Here is a 23885-nt window from a genome sequence, read left to right as displayed (position 1 = left end):
CGGCGTGGCACCTCAGTACGACGCCATCGTGGTCGGCGCGGGATTCGGCGGAATGGGCGCGGGCATCGAATTGGATCGGCTCGGGCTGAGCGATTTCGTGATCCTGGAGCGCGAGAACGATCTCGGCGGCACCTGGCACGTCAACCGCTACCCGGGACTGGCCGTGGATATCGCCTCGGTGACCTACTCGTACTCCTTCGAACCCAATCCGCACTGGTCCCGGCTGTTCGCGCCGGGCGCGGAGCTGAAGAAGTACGCCGAGCACGTCGCCGACAAGTACGACCTGCGTCGCCGCATGCGCTTCGACACGGTGGTCGGGGGCGCGCGCTGGGACGGCGAACAGCAGCACTGGGTGGTGTCGATCGAGAACGGCGAAACCCTCACCGCGCGTTACCTGCTCGCCGCCACCGGATTCCTGTCCCAGCCCTACACCCCGCCGTTCCCGGGGATCGACAGCTTCGCGGGCAAGATCATCCACACCACGGCGTGGGAGGACGACTACGACCTCACCGGCCGCAAGGCCGCCATCATCGGCACCGGCGCGACCGCCGTGCAGCTCATTCCCGAACTGGCCAAGCGGGTTTCGGCGCTCACCGTCTTCCAGCGCACTCCGATCTGGGTGGTGCCCAAGGTCGACGCCCCCATTCCCGCGCCGGTGCGGCAGCTGTTCGAGCGCTTCCCGGTGACCCAGCAGGGTGCGCGGCTGGTGAACACCACCATGCTGGAAGCCCTCATGGTGGTCGGGGTGCTGCACTTCAAGCAGGCCAAGCCGCTGAACAAGGCCGCCGCCGCCCTCGCCAAGGCACATCTGCGGGCGCAGGTGCGCGACAAGGAAACCCGCGCGAAGCTGACCCCCGACTACGACTTCGGCTGCAAGCGGCCCACCTTCTCCAACCACTACTTCAAGACCTTCAACGAACCGCATGTGCGCCTGGAGACGAACTCCATCGACCACATCGAACCCGACGGCATCGTCACCGCGGACGGGCACAAGACCGAGATCGACACCCTGGTGCTGGCCACCGGATTCAATCTGTGGGACGTGAACTTCCCGGCCATCGAGATCATCGGCCGCGACGGGGTGAACCTCGGAAAATACTGGCGCGACAATCGCTTCCAGGCTTACGAGGGCATCTCGATCCCGAAGTTCCCCAACTTCGTCTCGCTCAACAGCCCGTACTCCTACAGCGGCCTGTCGTACTTCACCACCATCGAGGCGCAGATGAAGCATATGGGCCGCCTGTTCGGTGAGATGTTCCGCCGCGGCGCCCAGGTCTTCGAGGTCACCGAGGCGGCCAACGCCGCCTTCCTGGAGTCCGTCACCGACAAGCTGGGCTCCTCGGTGTTCTACGGCGGCCAGTGCTCGACCGCCCGCAGCTACTACTTCAACCAGCACGGCGAAGCGGCGCTGCTGCGCCCCAACAGCACGTTGACCACGCACCGCCACGCGGTGAGCTTCCCGCTGGACGACTACACCTACGAGCGGATCCCCGCCTAAAGGTGGTGCCGATGTGGCAGTGGCTCCGACAGCTGGCAGACTGTGGGGGATACGCACCCATCCGACCATGACTAGGGGCTGACTTCGAGAATGGACCTTCTGCTTCCGCTGCTGTTGGTTGCCTTGCTCGTCCCGATGTTCCTCGGCGTTCGTCGCCAGAAGCGTGAGATGGCCAAGGTCACCGAGATGCAGGACTCCCTGAAGGTCGGCGATCGGGTCACCACCACTTCGGGTCTGTACGGCACCGTCGTCGATCTGGACGACCTCACCGTCGATCTGGAGATCGCCGAGGACGTCGTCACGACCTGGCTACGGCAGTCGATTCGCGAGGTTCGCGCGGACGAGGTGGAGACCACCGAATCCACCGAGCTCACCGAGGCCGCGACCGTCGAGGAGACCCCGGCGCAGACCGCCGAGCGCATCGAGTCGACGCCGTCCGACGAGACCACCCGCCTGACCAAGGACTGATCGCCCCGAGCCCCGCTGCCCGCCCGCCAGGGGTGGGCAGTGGGGCCGAGGTGTGTCCGCCCACCCCCGCAACTCTTCCCGCCTAGGAGATACGAACCGTGCCACCTTCCCAGGGATCGGCGCATCCATGGCGCCTGCTCGGCGTCTGGGCCGCGCTGGTGGCCGTGATCTACCTGCTGATCTTCTTCACCGGAGACAAGGCCGCCACCCCGAAACTGGGTATCGACCTGCAGGGTGGTACCCGGGTCACGCTGACCCCGCGCACCCCCGACGGCGGCAAGCCCAGCCAGGACAGCCTGCGCCAGGCGCAGAGCATCATCGAGCAGCGCGTCAACGGTCTCGGTGTCTCCGGGTCCGAGGTCGTCATCGACGGTGACAATCTGGTCATCACGGTGCCGGGTGACAGCGGCTCCCAGGCGAAGACCCTCGCCACCACCGCCAAGCTGTACGTGCGCCCGGTGGTCGGCCAGCCGATTCCGGCGCAGCAGCCGGGCCAGCAGCTCCCGGGCGAGCAGGCACCGCCGCAGGACACGCCCGCACCGGGCGAGACCCCGGCGACCGACGCCCCCGCCGACACCCCGGTGTCGCCGGACGCGCCCGTGACCACCGACGCTCCCGCGCCGGACGGCGCGGAGGCACCTGCACCGCAGAACCGGGTGTTCCCGGCGCAGGCCCCGACCGACGAGCCGACGCCGACGGAGGAGCCCGCGCCGACGCAGGAACCCGCGCCGACCACCGAGCCCGCCCCCACTCCGGAGCCGAGCGGCACCCCGCAGGACGTGCAGCAGGAGATCGCCGCCGCGAAGGCCCTGCGGCAGAGCACCGATCCGCAGACCCAGCAGCTGGCCATGCTGTCCATGGACTGCAGCAAGCCGGACCCGCTGGCCGGTAACGACGATCCGAACCTGCCGCTGGTCACGTGCAGCACCGACGGCCAGTACGTGTACACGCTCGGCCCGAGCCGCCTGGACGGCCAGGAGATCAAGGACGCCTCCGCGGTACTGGATCCGCAGCAGTCGCGCTGGGTGGTGAACGTCGAGTTCAAGTCCGGCGGCGCCGACACCTGGGGCAAGCTGACCAACGAGTTCTACCAGCAGCAGTTGGCCTTCACCCTCGATACGCAGGTCGTGAGCGCCCCGGTCGTGCAGGCCGCCAACCAGTTCGGCGGTAGCACCCAGATCTCCGGCAACTTCACCGGCGAAACCTCCAAGGAGCTGGCCAACCAGCTGAAGTACGGTTCGCTGCCGCTGTCGTTCACCACATCCGAGGCCGAATCCGTCTCGGCGACGCTGGGCCTGTACTCGCTCAAGGCCAGTCTGATCGCGGGCGCGATCGGCATGGTGCTGGTGCTGCTGTACTGCCTGCTCGTCTATCGACTGCTCGGTCTGCTGGCGGGGTTCTCGCTGCTCATGGCCGGTGCGGCCGTCTACGGTCTGATCGTGCTGCTGGGCCGGTGGATCGGCTTCACCCTCGATCTGGCCGGTATCGCCGGTCTGATCATCGGTATCGGTCTGACCGCCGACTCCTTCGTGGTGTTCTTCGAACGCATCAAGGACGAGATGCGCGAGGGCCGCACCTTCCGCTCGGCGGTGCCGCGCGGCTGGCAGCGCGCCCAGCGCACCAACCTCTCCGGTAAGACGGTCAGCCTCATCGCCTCCGTCGTGCTGTACATCCTGGCCGCCGGTCAGGTGAAGGGCTTCGCGTTCACCCTCGGTGTCACCACCGTGCTGGACGTGATCGTGCTGTACCTGGTGACCGCGCCGCTGATGATGATGGCGTCCAAGTCACCGTTCTGGGCCAAGCCCTCGGTCAACGGTCTCGGCGTGGTGTCGCAGATCGCCCGTGAGCGCAAGGCCGCCGCTGCCGCCGTCGCGGCCAGGGAGGCGTGAGGATGAGCAACTCGGTGATGGACTCCGACATCGACTACGTGGAACCGACCGACGCGCCGCGTCACGGATTCTTCGAACGGCTCTACACCGGCACCGGCGGATTCGAGATCGTCGGCCGCCGGAAGTTCTTCTACGCGCTGAGCGCCACCTTCGTGCTCATCTCGCTGCTGAGCATCGCGGTGCGCGGCTTCACCCTCGGCATCGACTTCGCCGGTGGTTCGCGCATCCAGCTGCCCGCCGAGGGGACCAGCGTGGAGCAGGTGGAGCAGGTGTACCGCGATACGCTCGGCCACGATCCGGTGACCGTGCAGCGGGTGGGCTCCGGGGAGACCGCCACCATCCAGCTGCGATCCGACACGCTGGACGCCGCCGACTCCGCGCAATTGCAGAACGCGCTGTTCGAGGCGTTCCAGCCCAAGGACACCTCGGGCAATCCCAGCCCGGCGGCCATCAGCATCGCCGAGATCAGTGAGACCTGGGGTGGTCAGGTCACCCGGCAGGCGGTGATCGCGCTGCTGGTGTTCGTGGCCCTGACCATGATCTATATCGCGATCCGCTTCGAACGCGATATGTCCGTCGCGGCCATCACCTCGCTGTTCTTCAACCTCATCGTGACCGCGGGCATCTACTCGCTGGTCGGCTTCGAGGTGACCCCGGCGGCGGTGATCGGCCTGCTCACCATTCTGGGCTTCGTGCTCTACGACAATGTCGTCGTCTTCGACAAGGTCGAGGAGAACACCCGCGGCGTTCTGCACCTGACCCGGCGCACCTATGCCGAACAGGCCAACCTGGCGGCCAACCAGACGCTGATGCGCTCGATCTCCACCACCGTCATCGGCATCCTGCCGATCATCGGCCTGCTGGTGATCGCGGTGTGGATGCTCGGCGTCGGCACCCTCAAGGATCTCGCGCTGGTGCAGCTGGTCGGCATGATCGTCGGCACCTACTCGTCGATCTTCTTCGCGGTGCCGCTGCTGGTGAGCATCAAGGAACGCTTCGGGCCGGTGGCCGCGCACACCAGGAAGGTGCTCGCCAAGCGCTCCGGCGCGACGACCAGCCGGGTGGGTTCCGCCGCCGCCCAGCGCGCGGGCTCGGCCAGCCGCCCCGTCGCGGCGCGCGAAGCATCGGCCCCGCGCTCGCGGACGTCGGAGGGACCGCGCCCTGGCGCCCGGCCGAGCGGAAAACGACACAAGCGACGGCACTGAGCGCAGGGGGTAACAGGAGTGGGACGGCGCGAAACCGAAGCGGCGGAACACGAGTCAGGCACGGGCGCGCACCGGCTTCCCGAACCGGTGCCGGCCAGGGCGGATACCGCCGCGCACGCGACCGAGTCCGCAACGGGTGCGACGGAATCCGCCGCGTGCGGCACCGCGTCCGGAGCGCCGGAGCACGTGGCCGACACCGCCCCGACCGACGACATCGCGGCACCACTGTCCGGCGGGCGCGCGTGGCGAGTCGGACGTCCGGCGCGGGCGCGGCGGTCGGTGCGCGGTGCGGCCGTGGTGGCCGCGGGCGCGGTGGCGGCCGGGGCGCTGGTGGGCTGCGCCGGGAAGAACCAGGTGCCGTCCATCGGTTACGGCGTCGACGCGGTGGTGGCCTCGTACAACGGTGGTTCCACCCTGGGGGCCAACAGTGGTACGGCGGCGGTGTTCTCGCGCGTACTGACCGGCTTCTTCTACACCGGTCCGGACGGGCAGCAGGTCGCCGACACCGATACCGGCACCGCCAAGGAGGTGCCGGGGGAGACGCAGACCATCCAGTACCGGCTCAATCCGGACGGCGTCTGGTCCGACGGCACCCCGACCTCCTGCGACGATCTGGTGCTGGCCTGGTCGGCGCGGGGCGGCCGCTTCACGAAACCCGGTCCGGGCGGGCCGGTTCCGCTCTTCGACGCCGCCAGCACGCTCGGCTACTCCGATATCGAGCGGGTGGAATGCCAGCCCGGCTCCAAGGACGCCACCGTGACCTTCCGGCCGGGCCGCACCTACGCCGACTGGAAGACGCTGTTCAGCGCCGGTGAACTCATGCCCGCCCATGTGGCGGCGCAGGCGGCGAACGTGCCGAACGCGGCCACCGCCCTGCTCTCCGGGGATACCGCGGCGGCCGAGCGGATCGCCGAGTTCTGGAATACCGGTTGGACACTTACCCCCGGGAAGATCGACGCCACCCTGCTCCCGTCGTCGGGACCGTATCGGATCGAATCGTTCACCGCCGACGACGGCCTGGTGCTGGTGAAGAACGAGAAGTGGTGGGGCAATGCCGCCAAGACGCCGCGGATCGTGGTGTGGCCCAAGAACTTCGACCTGAAGTCCAAGGTCGCCGACAAGGAGGTCGGCGTACTCGACATCGGTGCCGGCTCGCTGGGTGACGCGGACCTGAGCGGCTTCACGGTGGGGAACATGCCCAGCCGCGGCGCCGAACAGCTGGTGCTGTCGACCGGCGGCGTCCTCACCTCGCCGGAGGCGCGGCGCGCACTGGCGCTGTGCACCCCGCGCCAGGAGCTCTACAACCAGCTCGGCCATCCGGATTTCGAGGTGAATTCGGGGCTGGGTGCCGGACCGCTGGATTCGCGCACCCTGCAACAGGATTCGCTGTACTACTCGGCGGTGACCGGCGCGGCGGACCGGTACGAGAATCCCGATGTCGCCGCGGCGAAGAAGGCCCTGGGCGCGGCGAACCTCCAGAATCCGACCATTCGCGTCGGTTACTCGGCGCCCGACGAGCGGCGCGCGCGGACCATCCAGCTCATCGCCGAGTCGTGCAAGGCCGCCGGCATCACGGTGGTTGACGCCTCGGCGCCGGACTTCACGGCGGCCAAGCTGCGCGAGGGCGCGGTGGACGCCGTACTGGCCGGGACCGCCGCCGCACCGGGACCGTCGGGGTCGCTGCCGGGCGTGGCCGCCGTCGCGGCGCTGCACAGCGGCCAGGGCCTCGATTTCGGGGGTTTCGTCAACCCCCGCTACGATGCCATCGCGGATCAGCTTGCGGCGGAGCGAAACTCGACGGTAGTGCTGAATCTGTTGACCGAGCAGGAGAACCTGCTGTGGAACGAGATGCCGTCGATTCCGCTGTTCGCCACACCGCGCACCATCGCCTTCGGTGACGGTATGGAGAACGGAATCGCCAACCCCACCCGGGCCGGTGCGGGCTGGAACATGGACCGCTGGGTACTGAAGCGGTGAGGCTGCGGCGTGGTGACGAGGAGTGGGTGTAGATGAGCAAGCACGAACTGGTGGAGACGCCCGAGCGGGTCGGTGAGCGGGCGGCGCGGGCCGAGGCGGCGGTGCAGCGGCTGACCCGCTGGCACGACGATTTCCCGACCCCGGGTGTGCGGTTCGCGGATCTGACGCCGGTATTCGCCGATGCCGAGGGCTACCGGGCGGTTCTGGACTGTCTGGCGGCGTGCGCGCCGGACGCCGATCTGGTGGCGGGCGTGGACGCGCGCGGCTTCCTGCTGGGTGCGGGTGTGGCGGCGCTGCTGGGTACCGGTGTGATCGCGGTGCGCAAGGCGGGCAAGCTGCCGCCGCCGGTGTTCTCCCGCGAGTACTCGCTCGAATACGGTTCCGCCGCACTGGAGATTCCCGCCGACGGCGTCGAACTGCGGGGGCGCAAGGTGCTGCTGCTCGATGACGTGCTCGCCACCGGTGGCACGCTCGCGGCCGCCGCGGACATCTTCACCGAGGCCGGGGCGCAGGTGGTCGCCGCCGCGGTGGTCCTCGAACTGGGCTTCCTCGGCGGGCGGGATCGTCAGGGCGACTATCCGCTGACCTCCGTGGTCAAGCTCTGACGGTCGGAAATCGGCGTCACCTGGTGCCGGAGACCAGCCGGGCCAGGATGCCGGTGACGACGAGCCAGAAGACGGCGGCCAGTCCGTAGTCCAGCACGATGTCGAGATTGGCGTTCCCGGTCTCGAACAGCCCCGGGAAGAACAGCGCCAGCGGTTCGGCCAGGTTCTCGATGAATCGATAGAACGGATTGGACTGGTCGGCATCGAACACCCGCAGCAGGATGTAGATGCCCTCGATCAGTGCGAAGACCGCACCGACCGTACTGATGATCCGAGCGGCGGTGCTCTCGCGGTAGTACGTGTACGGCATACGTTCGAAATTCCCCGCTCGCGCCGGTCGAAACAGCCCCTGACGGGCATCGAGACCGAAACGTTCTGATCAGTCGGCCGCACCCGTCGATTCGCCGCCACGTCGTGAGCTGGGTCTCGAAATAATCCCTTGCACGGTCGGGTTGGCCCGGATAGCTTGGGAACGTCTCATTGCCGCATGATCGGAGTTATGCACGTTGATCTTCTGAGGTAGCGCTCCGGTGGCCCGCATTCGCGCGCCGCGTTCTCTTTCGCCTACCTCGAGGAGTGTGCATGTCCAGTACGTTTGTCGTTTCCATTTCCGATCTCACCTTCACCTGGCCCGACGGCACACCGGTATTCGACGGCCTCGACGCCGCTCTCGGACCGGGGCATATCGGTCTGGTCGGGAGCAACGGCGCGGGCAAGTCCACACTGTTGCGTCTGATCGCCGGAGAGTTGCGGCCCCAGCGTGGCTCGATCACCCCGCCCGAACGGCTCGGGTATCTGCGGCAGGATCTCGGCCTGTCCGCCGGACAGCGGGTGGACGAGGTGCTCGGCATCGCACCGATCCGGAATGCGCTGCACCGCATCGAATCCGGTGCGGGCACCGACGCCGATTTCGAGCTGATCGGTACCCGCTGGGATGTCGAGGAGCAGGCCGTGGCATTGCTGGGCAAACTCGGATTGCACTATGTCGCCGGGGATGTCGGGCAGTTGGACCGCCGCCTCGACACCCTCTCCGGCGGGGAGACGGTGCTGCTCGGCCTGGTCGCCGAACTGCTGCGCGAACCCGAGGTGCTGGTGCTCGACGAGCCCACCAACAACCTGGACCAGGTTGCGCGCCAACGCCTCTACGAGGTGATCGGGCAGTTCGCGGGCACGGTGCTCACGGTCAGCCACGACCGCGAACTGCTGGAGGGCGTGGACGGCATTGCCGAACTGCGCCACGGCGAGATCCGGTGTTTCGGCGGGAATTTCAGCGAGTACGAGCGCATTGTCGCGGTCGAGCAGGCGGCGGCCCGGGCGGCCGTCCGCGACGCCCGCGGCGATGTGCGCAAGCAGGCGCGGGAACTGGTCGAGGCGCGGATCAAACTCGACCGCCGCCTGCGCTACGGCCAGAAGATGTGGGATACCAAGCGGGAACCCAAGATCGTGATGGCCGAACGCAAACGCCAGGCCCAGGTGTCGGCGGGCAAGTTGCGCAACAACCACATCGGCAAGCTCGAGGAGGCGAAGGATCAGCTCACCCAGGCACAGGAACTGCTGCGCGACGACCGGGAGATTCGTGTCGATCTGCCCGCCACCCTGCTCTACCCCGGACAGGATGTCATCGACCTGGAGGAGGTGACCCTCGCCAACGGCCCGGTGGTGACCCTGAAGGTCTCCGGACCGGAGCGGATCGCCCTTACCGGCCGCAACGGTTCCGGCAAAACCACGCTCCTGCACCGCATCCGAGACGAATCGCCGAAGGTGCCCTGGCGCATGCTGCCGCAGCGCCTCGATATCTTCGACGAGTCGAAGACGGTGTTCGAGAATGTGGCCGCCGCCGCGCCGCACGCGTCCGCGGAACGGATTCGAGCCCAACTGGCCCGCTTCCTGTTCCGGGGCACGGACGCCGATGTGGCCGCCGAGGCACTGTCGGGTGGGGAGCGGCTGCGGGCGGCGCTGGCCATGCTGCTGCTGGCCGAACCCGCGCCGAAGCTGCTGCTGCTCGACGAGCCCACCAACAACCTGGACCTGCCCAGCCTGCGGCATCTCACCGAGGCCCTCGCCGCATTCCAGGGTGCGCTCATCGTGGTCAGCCACGATCCGCGCTTTCTCGACGAGATCGGGGTCACCCGCCGCATGGAGCTGTCGGCACACGGATTGGCCGAAATCCCGTCCGAGTAGCGAGGTTTGGCCGGGTGCCGCGGCCCCGGGGAGAGGGGCGGCGTCGGGTGCGGAGCAATCCGTACGCAACGCCGCCCCGAACACGGTAGAAAGGGGGGTGATCACGTCGGTATGGGCACGTCCGGACGGGCGGTAGTCACCGTCGGCGACCCCGAGACGAAACCCGGACTAAAGTTGGTGGTCCGGGTGGTTGCACGGTCCGATATGGTGTTCCGATCGCGGCCGGGAGAGGTGGTGTGGCATGACTCAGCATTTGGAACAGGCGAATGCCGGGCAATCGAACAATGACGCATCGGCCACCCCGCCCACCCCTAATTCCATGCCCCAGCGCCAGGGCGATCCGACATCACAGCGCCAGGGCGATCCGGCGGCTCAGCGCCAGGGAGATGCAACGGCGGCACGGCGGCCGGGCGATACAACCGCACAGCGCCCAAGCCTCCCCGTGGCGCAACGCCAGGGCGGCGCGCCCGCCGCGGTGCCGACCTCCGCCTCCCGGCGCGTGCGCGCCCGCCTGGCCCGCCGCATGACCGGCCAGCGCGGCATCGCCGCCGTCAAACCGGTGCTCGAACCCCTCGCGACCGTCCATCGCGAGCTGTATCCGAAGGCCAACCTGCAGCTGTTGCAGCGGGCCTTCGACGTGGCCGACGAGAAGCACGCGCATCAGTTCCGCAAATCCGGCGATCCGTACATCACCCATCCGCTGGCGGTGGCCAACATCCTGGCCGAGCTGGGCATGGACACCACCACGCTGGTGGCCGCGCTGCTGCACGACACCGTCGAGGACACCGGCTACTCGCTCGACGAGCTGACCAATGAATTCGGTCAGGAGGTCGCGCACCTGGTCGACGGCGTCACCAAGCTGGACAAGGTGAACCTGGGTGCGGCCGCCGAGGCCGAGACCATTCGCAAGATGATCATCGCCATGGCCCGCGACCCGCGCGTGCTGGTGATCAAGGTGGCCGACCGGCTGCACAATATGCGCACCATGCGGTTCCTGCCGCCGGAGAAGCAGGCCAAGAAGGCCCGCGAAACCCTCGAGGTCATCGCGCCGCTGGCGCACCGGCTCGGTATGGCGACCGTCAAATGGGAGCTGGAGGATCTCGCCTTCGCGATCCTGCACCCCAAGAAGTACGACGAGATCGTGCGCCTGGTCGCCGACCGCGCGCCCTCCCGCGACACCTACCTGGCCAAGGTGCGCGCCGAGATCGTCAACACCCTCGCCGCCAGCCGGATCAATGCCATCGTCGAGGGCCGCCCCAAGCACTACTGGTCGATCTACCAGAAGATGATCGTCAAGGGTAAGGACTTCGACGACATCCACGACCTGGTCGGCATCCGCATCCTCTGCGACGAGGTGCGCGACTGCTATGCCGCGGTCGGCGTGGTGCACTCGCTGTGGCAGCCCATGGCGGGCCGGTTCAAGGACTACATCGCCCAGCCGCGCTACGGCGTCTACCAGTCGCTGCACACCACCGTGGTGGGCCCGGACGGCAAACCCCTGGAGGTGCAGATCCGCACCCAGGACATGCACCGGACCGCCGAGTTCGGCATCGCCGCGCACTGGCGGTACAAGGAGACCAAGGGCAAACACTCCAATGATTCGACCGAGGTCGATGACATGGCGTGGATGCGGCAGCTGCTGGACTGGCAGCGGGAGGCCGCCGACCCGGCCGAGTTCCTGGAGTCACTGCGCTTCGATCTGAAATCGCCCGAGATCTTCGTGTTCACCCCCAAGGGCGATGTGATCACGCTGCCGCAGAAGTCCACCCCGGTGGATTTCGCCTACGCCGTGCACACCGAGGTCGGCCACCGCTGTATCGGTGCCCGCGTGAACGGCCGCCTGGTCGCGCTGGAACGTCAGCTGGAGAACGGTGAGGTCGTCGAGATCTTCACCTCCAAGGCACAGAACGCCGGACCCAGCCGCGACTGGCAGAACTTCGTGGTCTCCCCGCGCGCCAAGGCCAAGATCCGGCAGTGGTTCGCCAAGGAGCGCCGCGAAGAGGCGCTCGAGGCGGGCAAGGAGGCCATCAGCAAGGAGGTCCGGCGTTCGGGCCTGCCATTGCAGCGCCTGATGAGCGCCGACGCCATGTCGGCGCTGGCCCACGAACTGCACTACCCGGATATCTCGGCGCTCTACGCCGCGGTCGGCGAGAGCCAGGTGTCGGCGCACCATGTGGTGCAGCGACTCATGGCCCAACTCGGCGGCGTCGGCGATGTGGAGAACGAACTCGCCGAACGGTCCACGCCCTCCACGGTTCCGGCGCGCCAGCGCGGCACCGGTGACGCGGGCGTGGAGATTCCGGGCGCGTCCGGCACCGTGGCCAAGCTGGCCAAGTGCTGCACCCCGGTGCCGGGCGACGAGATCATGGGCTTCGTGACCCGCGGCGGTGCGGTGTCGGTACACCGCACCGACTGCACCAATGCCGACTCGCTGCGCAGCGAGCCGGAACGCATCATCGAGGTGAAATGGGCTCCGTCCCCGTCCTCGGTCTTCCTGGTCGCCATCCAGATCGAGGCCCTGGATCGCACCCGGCTGCTCTCCGACGTCACCAAGGTGCTCGCCGACGAGAAGGTCAATATCCTCTCCGCCTCGGTCATGACCTCCGGTGACCGGGTGGCCATCTCCAAGTTCACCTTCGAGATGGGCGACCCCAAACATCTCGGCCACCTGCTCAACGTGGTCCGCAATGTGGAGGGCGTCTACGACGTCTACCGCGTGACCTCCGCGGCCTGACCTCCCCGAGGTTCCCGGGGGCGGCGCCAGCTAGGCTGGCTCGTCCCCCGGAACGAGGAGAGTTCATGACGACGTTCGAGAATGTCACCGTCACCAAGAAGGCCAATGTCTACTTCGACGGCAAATGCCTCAGCCACGACATCGAGCTGGCCGACGGCACCCGCAAGTCCGTGGGGACGATCCTCCCGGCCACGCTGACATTCGACACCGGCGCGCCCGAGGTCATGGAGCTGCTGGACGGGGAGTGCCGGATCACCCTCGCCGGGGCGAGCGAGGCCGTCACCTACCGGGGTGGGCAGTCCTTCGACGTGCCCGCGAACAGCTCCTTCCAGATCGAGGTGCTCTCGCCGGTGCACTACGTCTGCCACTACGGCTGACCGTCGAACTCACCCCGGTCGGTGCGGGACGGGACACATTGTCCGCCCCGAGCGGCCGGGGTGAGCTATAGTGCTGGAGTCGAGTACTGATCTTGTACTCCTTTCCGTCGTGGATGTCTTTCTTTCGTGCACCGCTGCGGTCACCCCAGATGCTCGAAAGGCACCCCGAATACCCATGACGACTCGTTCATCGAGCCCTGCCCCGACCTTCGCCGCGCTCGGCCTGCGCACCGACCTGATCGACGCGCTGACCGCGAACGGGATCACCGCGCCCTTTCCGATTCAGGCGGCCACGCTGCCCGACACCCTCGTGGGTCGCGACGTGCTGGCGCGCGGTAAGACCGGCAGCGGCAAAACCCTCGCCTTCTCCATTCCGATGGTGCACCGGCTCGCCGGTGTGGCGGTCACGCCCGCCCGTCCGGCCGGGCTGATCCTGGCCCCCACGCGCGAGCTGGCGACCCAGATCGCCGCCACCCTGGAACCCATGGCCACCGCGTGCGGGCTGCGGGTGACGACCATCTTCGGTGGCGTCCCGCAGAATCGGCAGGCGCGCGCGCTGAAGACCGCGCAGATCGTGGTGGCCTGCCCCGGCCGCCTCGAGGACCTCATGAAGCAGGGCCTGGTCTCGCTGGACGCGGTGCGCATCACCGTGCTCGACGAGGCCGACCATATGGCCGATCTCGGCTTCCTACCCGGCGTGACCCGTATTCTCGCGGCCACTCCGGATACCGGTCAGCGGCTGCTGTTCTCCGCCACCCTGGACAACGGCGTGAACAAACTGGTTAAACGCTTCCTGCGAAATCCGCTGTCGCACAGCGTGGATGAGGCGCATTCGCCGGTTCCGGCCATGACCCACCACATCTTCGAGGTCTCCGATGCCGGCGCCAAACGCGATCTGGTGCAGGTGCTGGCCTCCGGCACCGGCCGCCGCATCCTGTTCATGCGCACCAAACACCACGCCCGCCGCCTGGCCAAACAGCTGACGGCCGTTGGCATTCCCGCCACCGACCTGCACGGCAACCTCTCCCAGGCGGTGCGCGACCGCAACCTCGCCGCCTTCGCCGCGGGTACCGCGCGCGTGCTGGTCGCCACCGATATCGCCGCCCGCGGTGTGCACGTGGACGACGTGGAACTGGTCGTCCACGTGGACCCGCCCGCCGAACACAAGGCGTACCTGCACCGTTCCGGTCGCACCGCCCGCGCGGGCAGCTCCGGCGATGTGGTGACCGTGGTCCTGCCCGAGCAGCGCCGGGACGTCGCCGCCCTGCTCCGCAAGGCGGCCATCACCGCCACCCCGCAACGGGTGACCGGGAATTCGGCCGAGGTGACCACCCTGGTCGGCCCCATCGCCCCGCTGGTGACCGCCCGCCCCGAGCCCGCCGCGACATCGCCGGAACGCGATCGGCGTCCCGCCGCCCGCAAGGCCACGGTGTCCGATGCCCGCCGCTCCCGCTCGCAGGCCCCGGCCCGCACCGCCCGCCCGCAGCGCGTACGCCACGCCGACCGATCCGCCACCCACGCCGCCGAGCCGATCGGCACTCGCTCGGACGCTTCCGCTCGCGCCGCCCGCCCGCAGCGCGTGCGTCACGCCGACCGGTCGGCCACGCGCGCTGTCGAGTCGACCGGTACCCGCTCGGACGCTCCGGGTCGTGCGGCCCGGCCGCAGCGCACGCGCGGCGGCGGTCAGCCCGCCGCCCGCCAGACCGGCCGCCGCTGATTCGAGAGCGGTTCGTAGCTCACCGGACCGGCCGCCGCTGATCGGATCCGCCGGATTGCTCCGCCGTTCGTATGGGCGGTGACCGGGCGGCTCATCGCTGCCGCCGGTCCGGCCGCCCCACCGCCCGGACCGGTACCGAAACGGCCACCCGCACTGCCGAATCGAGCGGCCCTCGCTCGGATGCTCCTGGTCGTGCGGCCCGGCCGCAGCGCACGCGCGGCGGCGGTCAGCCCGCCGCCCGCCAGACCGGCCGCCGCTGATTCGACAGGCGCTCGCTCGGATGCTCCGGCTCGCGCCGACCTGCCCGGCAGCGGACGTGCCATGCGTACCGCGCCGTGACCCGCGCAACCGAGTCGAGTCGTACGTGGGCACAGTCTTCGGCCCGCCCGCAGCGGACGCCATGCCGATCGATCCGCCCACGCGTGCTGTCGAGTCGTTCGGCACTCGCTCGGATGCTCCGGCTCGTGCGGCCCGGCCACAGCCCACGTGCGGCGGCGGTCAGGCCGCCGGCCGGATCGGCCGCCGCTGATCGATCCCGTGTTTCGGTCCGCCGCACGGGGTTTGGCCGGGGTAGTTGACGGCCGTCGGTTCGGCGAGGGGAACTCGGGATCGGCCGTCAGTACAGAATGCCCTGGGGCTGAACGCCGTTCGGGCAGGCGAAGGCGCCGACCGCGCCCGCGCCGTGCGGGGGGATGAGGCCCGATACGGCGTATTGGGGGCCGTTCGGGCATACCTCGGTGCCGGTGACGGTCTGCGGTTGGTCGGTGGTGTTGTAGCAGAACGTTCCGGCGCAGTAGACGCCCGCGGGGATGCCCGCGTTGGCGGTCGCGGTGGAGAGTGTTATCGCCGAGACGGTGGCCGCGGCGGCGAGCAGGCCGTATCCGAGTCGTCTCATGACCCGGCCTGCTGCTGCATCTCGGCCTCGGCGGCGGGGCGGGAGACCGATACCTGGGTCGGCATCTGGATGGGGCCGTGCAGGGTGATGCGCATCCAGCCGCCGGGCATCGACCCCGCGACGGCGGCGTCGCTGCTGATCGTATTGCCGACCTCGTTCTTTCCGGCCGGAGACCAGCCCGGGAGGGCGACCTGGGCGAGGGCGGGGCCCAGGTTCATGGACGCGACGGCGGCGGCTTCGCCCTGGTTGAGGGTCACCGATGCCGCGCCGGGCTGCGGGTCCACCGTGAGTGCCGAGGCCGTTCCGCTGCCGATGGCGGTCGCGATGCCCGCCGTGCCGAGTAGGACGAGTACTGCGGATTTCTTGTGCATTCGAACTCTCCTGTGCGAGTCGATGAGATCGCCGCCTCGAATGTACGGTAGCTAGATGTTTGCTGACGTTCGTCGTCCGGGCTAGGTGTCGACCTCGTTTCATGAGCCTTCTCACAGTCGCGGACGACTCACTACTTGGTGGTATGTGCATACCAAATACGTGGTACGTTGATACCATCAACGATGATGAAGGGGTGGTCATGGCCAAGATCGGGCGATTCGCCAATGACGCGGCACGGGCGGAGTATCTGGCGATGTGCGAGGCGGCGGAGGGGTTGTGGCCGCTGCCGGTGACGCAGGCCGATATCGCGACGTCATTCGGTTCGACGCACGTGCGGTGGTCGGGGGAGGGGGACGGGATTCCGATCGTGCTGCTGCACGGTGTCGGATCCAACGGCCTGGCCTGGCATTACGTGATCGAGGATCTGGCTCGCGATCGGGTGGTCTACGCGCTGGACACCATCGGCACCGCGGGCCGGAGCGTGCAGACGGCGCCGCTGACCCGGGAAGCCGACTTCGCGGTGTGGGTGAACGAGGTGCTGGCGGGGCTGGGGCTGGAACGCGTGCACCTGGTGGGCTATTCGCACGGAGCCTGGCACGCGAGCCTGGTGGCGCTGCACGACGCGGGACGGCTGGCCAGCGTGACGCTCGTCGAGCCGGGTGGGATGTTCACCAAGCCGCCGTGGCGTGTGCTGCTGAAGATGATCCGCTTCGGAATGGGAGGACGCTCGGACGCGAATATGCGCAAGATGATGGCGTGGCTCAGCCCCGGGGTCGAGGTGACCGAGCCGGAGTTCGCGATCGCCAAGGCGGCCCTGCGCTACCGCATGCGGATCGGCTGGGCGCGCGTACTGAAAGACGCCGAGCTGCGGGCGATCACGGTGCCGACCCTGGTCGTCTTCGGCGGCGACTCCCTGGTCACCGATGCCGAGGTGGCCACCCGCAGGATCGTCGAGAACATTCCGAACGCTGAGACCCAGGTGTATCCCGGCCGGGGACACGGGGTGTTCTACGAGATTCCGCAGCGGGTCGCGGCGCGGATACTCGCCTTCGCCGCCCGCCATGAAGCGTCGAACAGCGCTGTCCCGGAGTAGTTCTCCGTCGCGCGGTGCGCACGTCGGACGCGGCGCGCGCCGCGTGGCTCACCGCACCGGCGGCTCACTTCGACGGCAGCTCACTTCAACGGCAGCGCGCCCTCCATGCCGCCCACATCGGTGACCTTCCAGTCGGCGTTGCGGTCGACGGTGACGTTGTAGGTCACCGTCGTCTGCGCCCCGTCGGGGTTCTGGGCATTGGTGGAGCTGACATTGACGAAGACGTTGACCTTGTAGATGCCACCGGATTCCGACACCACCTTGGCCGTGATGGGCATGGCGGTGGAGGTCCACCGCAGCGGCGCGATGATCTCCTGCAAGGCCGGGGCGCTGGCGTCGAACTTGTTGGCCAGCGCGGGTGCCGTGTTGTGCTTGAGCCGCACCACCCAGGCATCGAAGTCGGCGAAGTTCACCGTGGACGCCCCCACGGCGTAGTCGGTGGCCACCTGTTCGGCGCGGACGGTGGCGGCGGCGACCGCGTCGCGGTCGGCGATGTCGTTGCGCGCCACCAGGAGCAGCACCCCGAGCGCGGCCGCCACCACCGTGACCACCGCGACCGCCGCGGACCAGCGCAGTGTGGTCAGCGGAATGGCCACCGAACGCGGAACCGGTCGCGCCCCGGCGGATTCACGCCGGCGTCGCGGGGTGGTGCGCTTGGTCAGATCGACGGTCATGACGGACTCCTGTCGGTCAGTTGACGGTGATTCGCAGGCGCAGCGTGCCGTCGGGCGTGGTGGCGTGCAGCGCCTGGGCGATGAGGCTGCCGAGATCGAGTTGGCTCACCAGTGGCGGAACCAGGGCCAGCACCGGTTCCAACAGCGGAATCAGCGGCGCCAGTTCGGGTCCCATCCGGTCGACGCGGACGGTGAGCTCCCGCAGGAAGGGAGCGAGACCGATGGCGTCGGGAGTGTGTACCAGGAAGGATTCGGGCAGATTGCCCGCGCGGATGACGCGGGCGATGGAGTCGGCCACATCGATCACCCGGGGCCCGAATTCGGCCCACGGCTCCGATGCCTGGATGAGCGCCGGGCCCGACCATGCCATATCGCTCGCATTGGCCTGTAGCGCGATGAGCAACTGCCGGATCACGTCGGTGCGGGCCAGCAGCGTCGCCGCCAGCAGATCGGTGGCCCGGGACAGCTGCGGAATCACCGCCTCGGTGTTCTCGGTCGCCGCGGTAAAGGTCTCGACAATGGAGGCGAGCGCCGTCGGATCCAGCTGCCGCAGCAGTTCGGTGGTGGTGCGGGCGATATCCGGAATCGACACCGGCGCACTGATCTTCGTCGCCCGCACCACCTGGCCGTCGCTCAGGTACGGTCCCTCGGCCGAGGGCGGGTCGAACAGCAGATACGACTCGCCGAGTCCGGACAGCCCCTCGATCCGCACGGCGCTGGCGGTGGGAATCGGGTAGTCCGCGTCGACGCGGAAGCGCACCTCCACCGCACCCGGCACATGCTCGACCGCGGTGATCCGGCCGACCTCCACTCCCGACAGCAGCACCTTCGAACGCGGCAGCAGCCCACCGGATTCCGGCACGTACATGGTGGCGTGCATCTGCTCGGAGAACCAGGTCACCCGCACCACGCCGAACGCCAGGTAGGCACTGCCCACCACCAGGATGGTGAGGATACTCGCCAGTGAGAGCAGGGTCTTCGTCTTCATCGAACCATTCCGATCATGCGCAGCGCCCGGACGATCCCATCGATCCGCTCCTCGGCGGGCAGGGTCGCGCCCTCCACCTGTATCCCGGTGACATTCACCTTCGGTCCGCGCTCCACGAAGGGAATGATCTTCTCGCGCAGCAGCGCCACCAGGCGGTTCAGATTGGACGGTGCGCTGAGGTCGAGCGGATTGCCGCCCAGCAGCAGCGGCACGAAAGCCTTGGCGGCGGCGTCTCCGGCGCGCAGCAGCGGCGCGGTCCACTGCAACGACTGCCCGATCACCCCGAGTGAGCTGAGGATGCCGAGGGTGTACACCAGCGACTGCACATCCGCGGGCAATTCCCTGGAGCCCCGTTCACTCAGCAGCGTCCCGAGTTCGCGCGGATTGGCCAGCACCGCTTCGAGATTGCGTTCGAAACCGTCCAGGAACCGGTCGACGGCATCCAGATTGTCGGCGATATCGCGCACGTCGGTGCCCAGCCGGTCGGCGATGCGCGCCGTCTCCTCGCGTGCGGCGGGCAGCACCGCATTGGCCTGTTCGATGATGTCCTGAATCCGCTGCGGCGCACCGCCGCCCACGAAGGCGGACAGTGCCGCGAGCAGATCCTCCACCTGGAGGGCGGGTTGGGTCCGCTCCAGCGGGATGGTGCCGCCGGGCGGAATGGTCGCGCCGGTCTCGCCGGGTGGCGTGGTCAGTCCGATGTACACATCACCGAGCAGCGTGTTCTGTCGCAGCTGCGCGGTGGTGCGCACCGGTAGCCGTACCGCACTGGAGATCTCGACCACGGCGTCGATCCGCCCCGGTCCCGCCGCCGACGGGTCGACGACGGCGACCGAGCGCAGACTGCCGACCTTCGCGCCATTGGCGATCACCTTGGCCTGGGCGGGCAGATTCAGCGCATTGGCGAATTCGATGTGGATCTCGTAGGTCGGTCCGGCCACGGACGCGCCGGGCACGGGCACGGCGGCCGGGTCGACACCGCACGCGCCCGACAGGGCGGCGACCACCGCGCAGGCCATGGCGGCGACCGCGCGTCGCCGACGGGAAGGTGGTGTGTTCACCGTGCACCTGCCAATCCGAGGACGAGTGGCACCAGGTCCACCGTCGCCATCCCGTGCTCGGCGTCGCGGCAGCGTCCGGGTGCGACCGCGTTGACGGCCCCGCACACCTGGTCGGCCAACTGCTGCGGGAGGGCGACGCGCGGTGGGGCATAGGTGATCCGGACCTGACCGGTCTCCGGATCGAGGGTGTCGCGGAAGGCTCCGACCAGGGCCGGGATCAGCTCCAGCAGCTGGCGCAGCGATCCGATGTGCGCCGAGAGCAGTCGCAGTTTCGGCACCAGTGCGTCGAGGCCGCGCAGCACGGGCTGCCCGTACGCGAGGGTCATGCGGTTGAGCCACGGCAGGATCACCAGCAGGGAGTCGACGATCTGCACCGTGCGGTCCCACATCTGGTTGACGAAGTCGAAGCCCTCCCCGGCCTGGGTGAGCGCCAGTTTGATGTCGCCCCAGTTGAGCGCGATGCTGCGGGCGATGGAGCTGAAGGCGTCGATCAGATCGCCGATATGTCCGATGGCGGCGTCGGGCTGCCGCAGTGCCGTGGCGAGTTCCCGGATGACGCGGTTGAGCCGTTCCCCCATGCCGTCGGTGGCCCGGTCGAAGGCGATCACGCTGTCGCGCAGTCGTTCCCGTTCGGCTGGGTCGCCGTGTCCGGTCAGCTCGTCGGCGAGGGTGGAGAACGCCTCCAGGGTGCGGCTGATGCTCTTGGGCGTGAAGGTCTCGGTAATGCAGGTGTCGGCGTCCCAGAGCTGCTCGGAGGTGTTGTCGCCCAACACTTCCAGCTCCCGGTCGGCGAGCACGGTATCGGAGACGGTGGTGGCGGTGACCGCGCCGCGCAGCGGATGCCCGGCGTCCACCCGGAAGCTCACGCGCACCGAATCACCGTGCGGGTGAACCGTATCGACGACGCCGACCGGCAGCCCCCGCATGGTCACGTCATTGCCCGGGTACAGGCCGATGGCGTCGGGCATGAGGGCGCAGTAGCTGAGCATCCGCTTCCCGGGTTGGAAGGCGACGAGGTAGCCGACCACGGCGATCAGCACCACCAGGGCGACGCCGACCACGGTCGTGAAACCCGGTGAGCCGAGGAAGCGTTTCATTCAGCACCGCCTTCCCGGCACCGGGACACACACCGGCGGGGCCTCGACCGTGATGGCGGACTGGTCGACGCTCAGTCCGTGCTCGGGGGTGATCGCCGCCCGCAGCCGGGTGCGCAGCAGTCCGAGGCCGTGCAGCGACGCGTCGATGCGCCGTCCCAGCTCCTCCAAGTGAGGTACGGCCCGCACGAGTTGGTCTGCGAGGGGTTCCAGCACCTCGCGCCAGGCGGGTTCGACGGCCGCGATTCGCGAGAGCAGCTGGCCGGTCACCAGCAGCGCCTCCGCGATCTCGGCCTTCTTCGCCAGCCCGCGGGTTTCGATGTCCCCGAGCTTGCGGACGAAGGTGCCCAGCAGGGCGGTGTTGGCGTCGATGACGGTGAGGTACTCGTCCATCACGGTCAGCGCCCGCGAGATCTCCGCGTTCTGCCGTTCGAGCACGCCCACGATGCTCTCCACGGCGATACCCATGCGCCGCAGCGCGTCCGGGCTATCCTCCAGGGCCTGTCCCAGGGCGGCGAAGGTGGCCCGCAGCGTATCGCCGTCCACCTCGGCGACCGGTGCGGCGGCGTCCTGGAGAACGCGGATCAGACTGTAGGGCAGGCGTACCCGCTCCGGCGGAATGACCTGGTCGCCGAGCGGTTCGTCGCCCGCGGGGAAGGCGGCGATGTAGTGCCCGCCCACCACGGTCAGCATGCGCACCTCGAGGGCGGTGCGGTCGCCGAGCCGGACGTCGTCGTCCACGGTGAAGGTCATGCGGACCCGATCCGGCAGCAGTTCCAGGGATCTCACCGCGCCGACCCCGATTCCGGCGATCCGCACCTCGTCACCCACATCCACCGACCGGGCCTCGGTGAGTTCGGCCGTGTAGACGCGCTTGCCGATCGGCAGCACGTAGACGATGCCGGTGGCGACGAGCAGCACGACCAGCGCCACGGCCCCGTACAGGCCGAGCCGCAGCTCCCGCGCGGGCGTCAGTTCCGACATATCGCGATCCTCTGTCCGGCGATCAGCACGGCGAACGGCGCGGGCACCGGGGCCGGTCCGCGCGAGCAGGTGAGGTCGGCCCGGCCGGGTGTCCCGTCGGCCGGTGGCAGCAGGTCGGCCAGGGTCTGCAACAGGCCGGGCAGGCGGCCGAGCACGTCGAGGGCCTGGTCCGGATCCGGGAACAGCAGCCGCAGGTCCCGCACCAGCAGCGGATTGCTGCGCTCGGTGAATCCCAGCGTCGCCATGAGACTGTTCAGCGGGCCCAGGGCCGAGGGCGCGGTGTCGGCGAACAGCAGCAGCCCGTCGAGTTCGATGTTCAGGGCGGTGAACACGTCGGCGATCCCGCGCAGCAGGGTGACCAGATGGGGGGACTTGCCGCCGATCTGATCGGAGATGTGCTGCAGATTGGACACGATGAGCGACAGCACGGCCTGCCGGTCGCTGACATAGCGGCTGAGTCGTTCGAAGGCGTCCAGGGCGGGCCCGATGCCGGACCCGTCGCCCTGGATCACCGCCAGCACGCTCTCCGCGAAGTGATTGAGCGCGCCGGGGGAGAATTCCTCCAGCACCGGCCGCAGGCCGTTGAACAGCTGGGTGATATCGAACGACGGGATGGTCTTGTCGAGCCCGATGGTGGCACCGGCCCCGAGTCGCGCGCCGGGCCGATCCGGTTGCCGCACATCCACATACCGCTGCCCGGTGAGCGTCTGATACCGGATGGCCAGCCCGCTGCTCTCGTAGACGGGCCTATCGGTGCGCACCGTGAACCGGACGACGGCCGTCGCGCCGCTGAGTTCGATCGCGGTCACCTCGCCGACCTGCACCCCGTACATGCGCACGTCGTCACCGCGCCTCAGGCCGCTCACATCGGTGAATTCCGCGCGGTATCCGACGGTGTCGCCGGATACCGGCCGCAGGATGGCGGTGATCACCACCAACAGCAGCGCCAGCATGGCGGCGGTGAACACGCCGAGCCGCACCAGCACCCCGACCGTGGTGGATCTCGTCGTCGCCCCTCTCGTCATCGCACCCCCTCTGGCTGTGTGAGAGCCGTGAACGCCTGCTGCCCGAGCAGGGGTACGCCCACCGCCGGGACGCCGCGCAGAGTCACCTCGAGCGACACCACGGGACCGTCGGGCGTGTCGGCGAAGACGCGGTCCAGGCGCTCGATGAGTTCGGTGAGTTGCGCCCGCGAGGTCGCCGGGTCGGGCACCGTGCCCGCCAGCGCCTCGACGGTGGGCGTGAGCGCGCCGATCAGTCCGCCGAGGTGGGTGCGCAGGGTGTTCAGCGTATCGGCCAGACCGAGCAGCACCCCGTCGCGGATGACGGTGATGGAGGTGTCGTAACGCTCCCGTTCGGTCCGGAAGATCTCGATATCCATCAGAGCCGCCGCCAGCCGGAAGGTGGCGGAGGTGAACGCGCCGAACCCGTTCAGGAACGACCCGTACTGGTCGATCAGGAACGACGACGGGTACACCTGGGTGTCGGCGACGATCCGGCCCAACTCGACGACCGCCTCGATGATCGGCGTGAAGGCCCGCAGATCGGTGTCGATGCGGGTGAGCAGTTCGGTGAGTTCGGGAGTGAGCACCTCGGTGACGGTGCCGGTGAGGGTGCGCAGCAGCGCGCCCATGGTCACGTCCTCGACGCGTCCGCCCACATCGATCAGCTGCCCGTCGCGCAGCGGCGCGCCGCCCGGTTCGGCGCGCAGCGCCAGCGTGCTGATGCCGAAGAGGTTCTCCGGCGCGTAGTCGACGCCGAAGGTGTCGGTGAGGCCGGCGGTCTGGGACCGGTCCAGTTCCAGGGTGAGCAGTTGCCGCCCCCGTTCGACGGGCCGCACCGCCGCGATCCGGCCGACCGCCACCCCGTCCAACCGCACCGCCGTGCCGACGCCGATGCCCGCCCCGATCTGCTCGGTGCGCAACTGGATTCGCAGTGTGTCCGTGGGCGCGCGCCGCTGGTAGGCGTTCCAGGTCAGCACCGCCGCCACCGTGCACAGCACCAGCAGCACGCCGAGCCCGCGGGCCATGGGCCGTGTGGTCCGCACCCCGGGAATCGCGTAGTTCGGCATGG

The 23885-nt window shown here is 68.8% G+C and carries 21 protein-coding genes; 11 read left to right on the top strand and 10 right to left on the bottom strand.

Annotated elements, in window-relative coordinates:
- Positions 1–4: 4 nt before the first annotated feature.
- The 6 genes from FOH10_RS17840 (at position 5) to FOH10_RS17815 (ending at position 7642) form a co-directional block, all read left to right on the top strand.
- Positions 5–1498 carry a flavin-containing monooxygenase gene (locus tag FOH10_RS17840; RefSeq protein ID WP_039815321.1) on the top strand — a complete coding sequence of 498 codons (1494 nt, stop codon included), beginning with the start codon at positions 5–7 and terminating at the stop codon, positions 1496–1498.
- A gap of 90 nt (positions 1499–1588) precedes the next feature.
- Positions 1589–1966, top strand: coding sequence for a preprotein translocase subunit YajC (gene yajC, locus FOH10_RS17835; protein ID WP_143981589.1), 378 nt, complete (start codon positions 1589–1591; stop codon positions 1964–1966).
- Between the two features lie 98 nt (positions 1967–2064).
- Entirely contained in the window at positions 2065–3855 is a 1791-nt protein-coding gene (gene secD / locus FOH10_RS17830; protein WP_143981588.1) for a protein translocase subunit SecD, read from the top strand.
- A gap of 2 nt (positions 3856–3857) precedes the next feature.
- Positions 3858–5060 (top strand): protein translocase subunit SecF, encoded by a 1203-nt coding sequence (gene secF, locus FOH10_RS17825; RefSeq protein WP_143981587.1) that lies wholly within the window; start codon positions 3858–3860, stop codon positions 5058–5060.
- A 279-nt stretch (positions 5061–5339) separates the two neighbouring features.
- The gene (locus FOH10_RS17820) at positions 5340–7037 is read left to right on the top strand and encodes an ABC transporter substrate-binding protein (RefSeq protein ID WP_186000913.1); all 1698 of its coding nucleotides are present in this window, start codon (positions 5340–5342) and stop codon (positions 7035–7037) included.
- A gap of 32 nt (positions 7038–7069) precedes the next feature.
- Positions 7070–7642, top strand: a complete 573-nt coding sequence (locus FOH10_RS17815) for an adenine phosphoribosyltransferase (protein ID WP_029924278.1) — start codon at positions 7070–7072, stop codon at positions 7640–7642.
- Between the two features lie 16 nt (positions 7643–7658).
- Here FOH10_RS17815 and FOH10_RS17810 read toward each other — a convergent pair whose 3' ends face one another.
- Positions 7659–7952 carry a hypothetical protein gene (locus FOH10_RS17810; protein WP_051037444.1) on the bottom strand — a complete coding sequence of 98 codons (294 nt, stop codon included), beginning with the start codon at positions 7950–7952 and terminating at the stop codon, positions 7659–7661.
- A 272-nt stretch (positions 7953–8224) separates the two neighbouring features.
- Between FOH10_RS17810 and FOH10_RS17805 the strand changes: the two genes are divergently transcribed.
- The 4 genes from FOH10_RS17805 to FOH10_RS17790 all read left to right on the top strand — a co-directional run bounded on the left by FOH10_RS17805 (position 8225) and on the right by FOH10_RS17790 (position 14651).
- Positions 8225–9823 (top strand): ATP-binding cassette domain-containing protein, encoded by a 1599-nt coding sequence (locus tag FOH10_RS17805; protein WP_143981586.1) that lies wholly within the window; start codon positions 8225–8227, stop codon positions 9821–9823.
- A gap of 319 nt (positions 9824–10142) precedes the next feature.
- A complete protein-coding gene (locus FOH10_RS17800) occupies positions 10143–12557 on the top strand; it encodes a RelA/SpoT family protein (protein WP_425326160.1) in 2415 nt (804 codons plus the stop codon).
- A gap of 65 nt (positions 12558–12622) precedes the next feature.
- Positions 12623–12934, top strand: a complete 312-nt coding sequence (gene ppnP, locus FOH10_RS17795; RefSeq protein ID WP_143981584.1) for a pyrimidine/purine nucleoside phosphorylase — start codon at positions 12623–12625, stop codon at positions 12932–12934.
- A 175-nt stretch (positions 12935–13109) separates the two neighbouring features.
- Positions 13110–14651, top strand: a complete 1542-nt coding sequence (locus tag FOH10_RS17790) for a DEAD/DEAH box helicase (RefSeq protein ID WP_143981583.1) — start codon at positions 13110–13112, stop codon at positions 14649–14651.
- 616 nt (positions 14652–15267) lie between these two features.
- On the opposite strand, the gene FOH10_RS17785 is transcribed toward FOH10_RS17790, so the two are convergent.
- Complete coding sequence (locus FOH10_RS17785; protein ID WP_143981582.1) at positions 15268–15546, bottom strand: hypothetical protein; 279 nt, start codon at positions 15544–15546, stop codon at positions 15268–15270.
- On the bottom strand, positions 15543–15917 hold the full coding sequence (locus tag FOH10_RS17780) for a hypothetical protein (protein WP_143981581.1): 375 nt from the start codon (positions 15915–15917) through the stop codon (positions 15543–15545). The genes FOH10_RS17785 and FOH10_RS17780 overlap by 4 nt, the downstream gene beginning before the upstream one ends.
- Positions 15918–16117: 200 nt before the next feature.
- Here FOH10_RS17780 and FOH10_RS17775 point away from each other — a divergent pair, with 200 nt between their 5' ends.
- Positions 16118–17011, top strand: a complete 894-nt coding sequence (locus tag FOH10_RS17775) for an alpha/beta fold hydrolase (protein WP_143981580.1) — start codon at positions 16118–16120, stop codon at positions 17009–17011.
- 80 nt (positions 17012–17091) lie between these two features.
- On the opposite strand, the gene FOH10_RS17770 is transcribed toward FOH10_RS17775, so the two are convergent.
- Genes FOH10_RS17770 through FOH10_RS17740 form a run of 7 tightly spaced genes read right to left on the bottom strand, consistent with a single transcriptional unit; the run spans position 17092 to position 23883 of the window.
- Positions 17092–17685 carry a hypothetical protein gene (locus FOH10_RS17770; protein ID WP_186000519.1) on the bottom strand — a complete coding sequence of 198 codons (594 nt, stop codon included), beginning with the start codon at positions 17683–17685 and terminating at the stop codon, positions 17092–17094.
- A 16-nt stretch (positions 17686–17701) separates the two neighbouring features.
- Positions 17702–18673 carry an MlaD family protein gene (locus FOH10_RS17765; RefSeq protein WP_143981579.1) on the bottom strand — a complete coding sequence of 324 codons (972 nt, stop codon included), beginning with the start codon at positions 18671–18673 and terminating at the stop codon, positions 17702–17704.
- Positions 18670–19734, bottom strand: a complete 1065-nt coding sequence (locus FOH10_RS17760) for an MlaD family protein (protein WP_244961260.1) — start codon at positions 19732–19734, stop codon at positions 18670–18672. The genes FOH10_RS17765 and FOH10_RS17760 overlap by 4 nt, the downstream gene beginning before the upstream one ends.
- Positions 19731–20831: an MlaD family protein gene (locus FOH10_RS17755; RefSeq protein WP_143981578.1), complete on the bottom strand. Its 1101-nt coding sequence runs from the start codon at positions 20829–20831 to the stop codon at positions 19731–19733. Before FOH10_RS17755 ends, FOH10_RS17760 begins: the two co-directional genes overlap by 4 nt.
- Positions 20832–21812 carry an MlaD family protein gene (locus FOH10_RS17750; protein WP_143981577.1) on the bottom strand — a complete coding sequence of 327 codons (981 nt, stop codon included), beginning with the start codon at positions 21810–21812 and terminating at the stop codon, positions 20832–20834.
- Complete coding sequence (locus FOH10_RS17745) at positions 21800–22837, bottom strand: MlaD family protein (protein ID WP_143981576.1); 1038 nt, start codon at positions 22835–22837, stop codon at positions 21800–21802. Before FOH10_RS17745 ends, FOH10_RS17750 begins: the two co-directional genes overlap by 13 nt.
- A complete protein-coding gene (locus FOH10_RS17740; RefSeq protein WP_143981575.1) occupies positions 22834–23883 on the bottom strand; it encodes an MlaD family protein in 1050 nt (349 codons plus the stop codon). Before FOH10_RS17740 ends, FOH10_RS17745 begins: the two co-directional genes overlap by 4 nt.
- Between the last annotated feature and the right edge of the window lie 2 nt (positions 23884–23885).

The organism is Nocardia otitidiscaviarum, from assembly GCF_007362295.1.
In the GTDB taxonomy this organism is placed as follows: Bacteria; Actinomycetota; Actinomycetes; order Mycobacteriales; family Mycobacteriaceae; genus Nocardia; species Nocardia otitidiscaviarum.
This window is presented reverse-complemented; position numbering and strand designations above follow the sequence as displayed.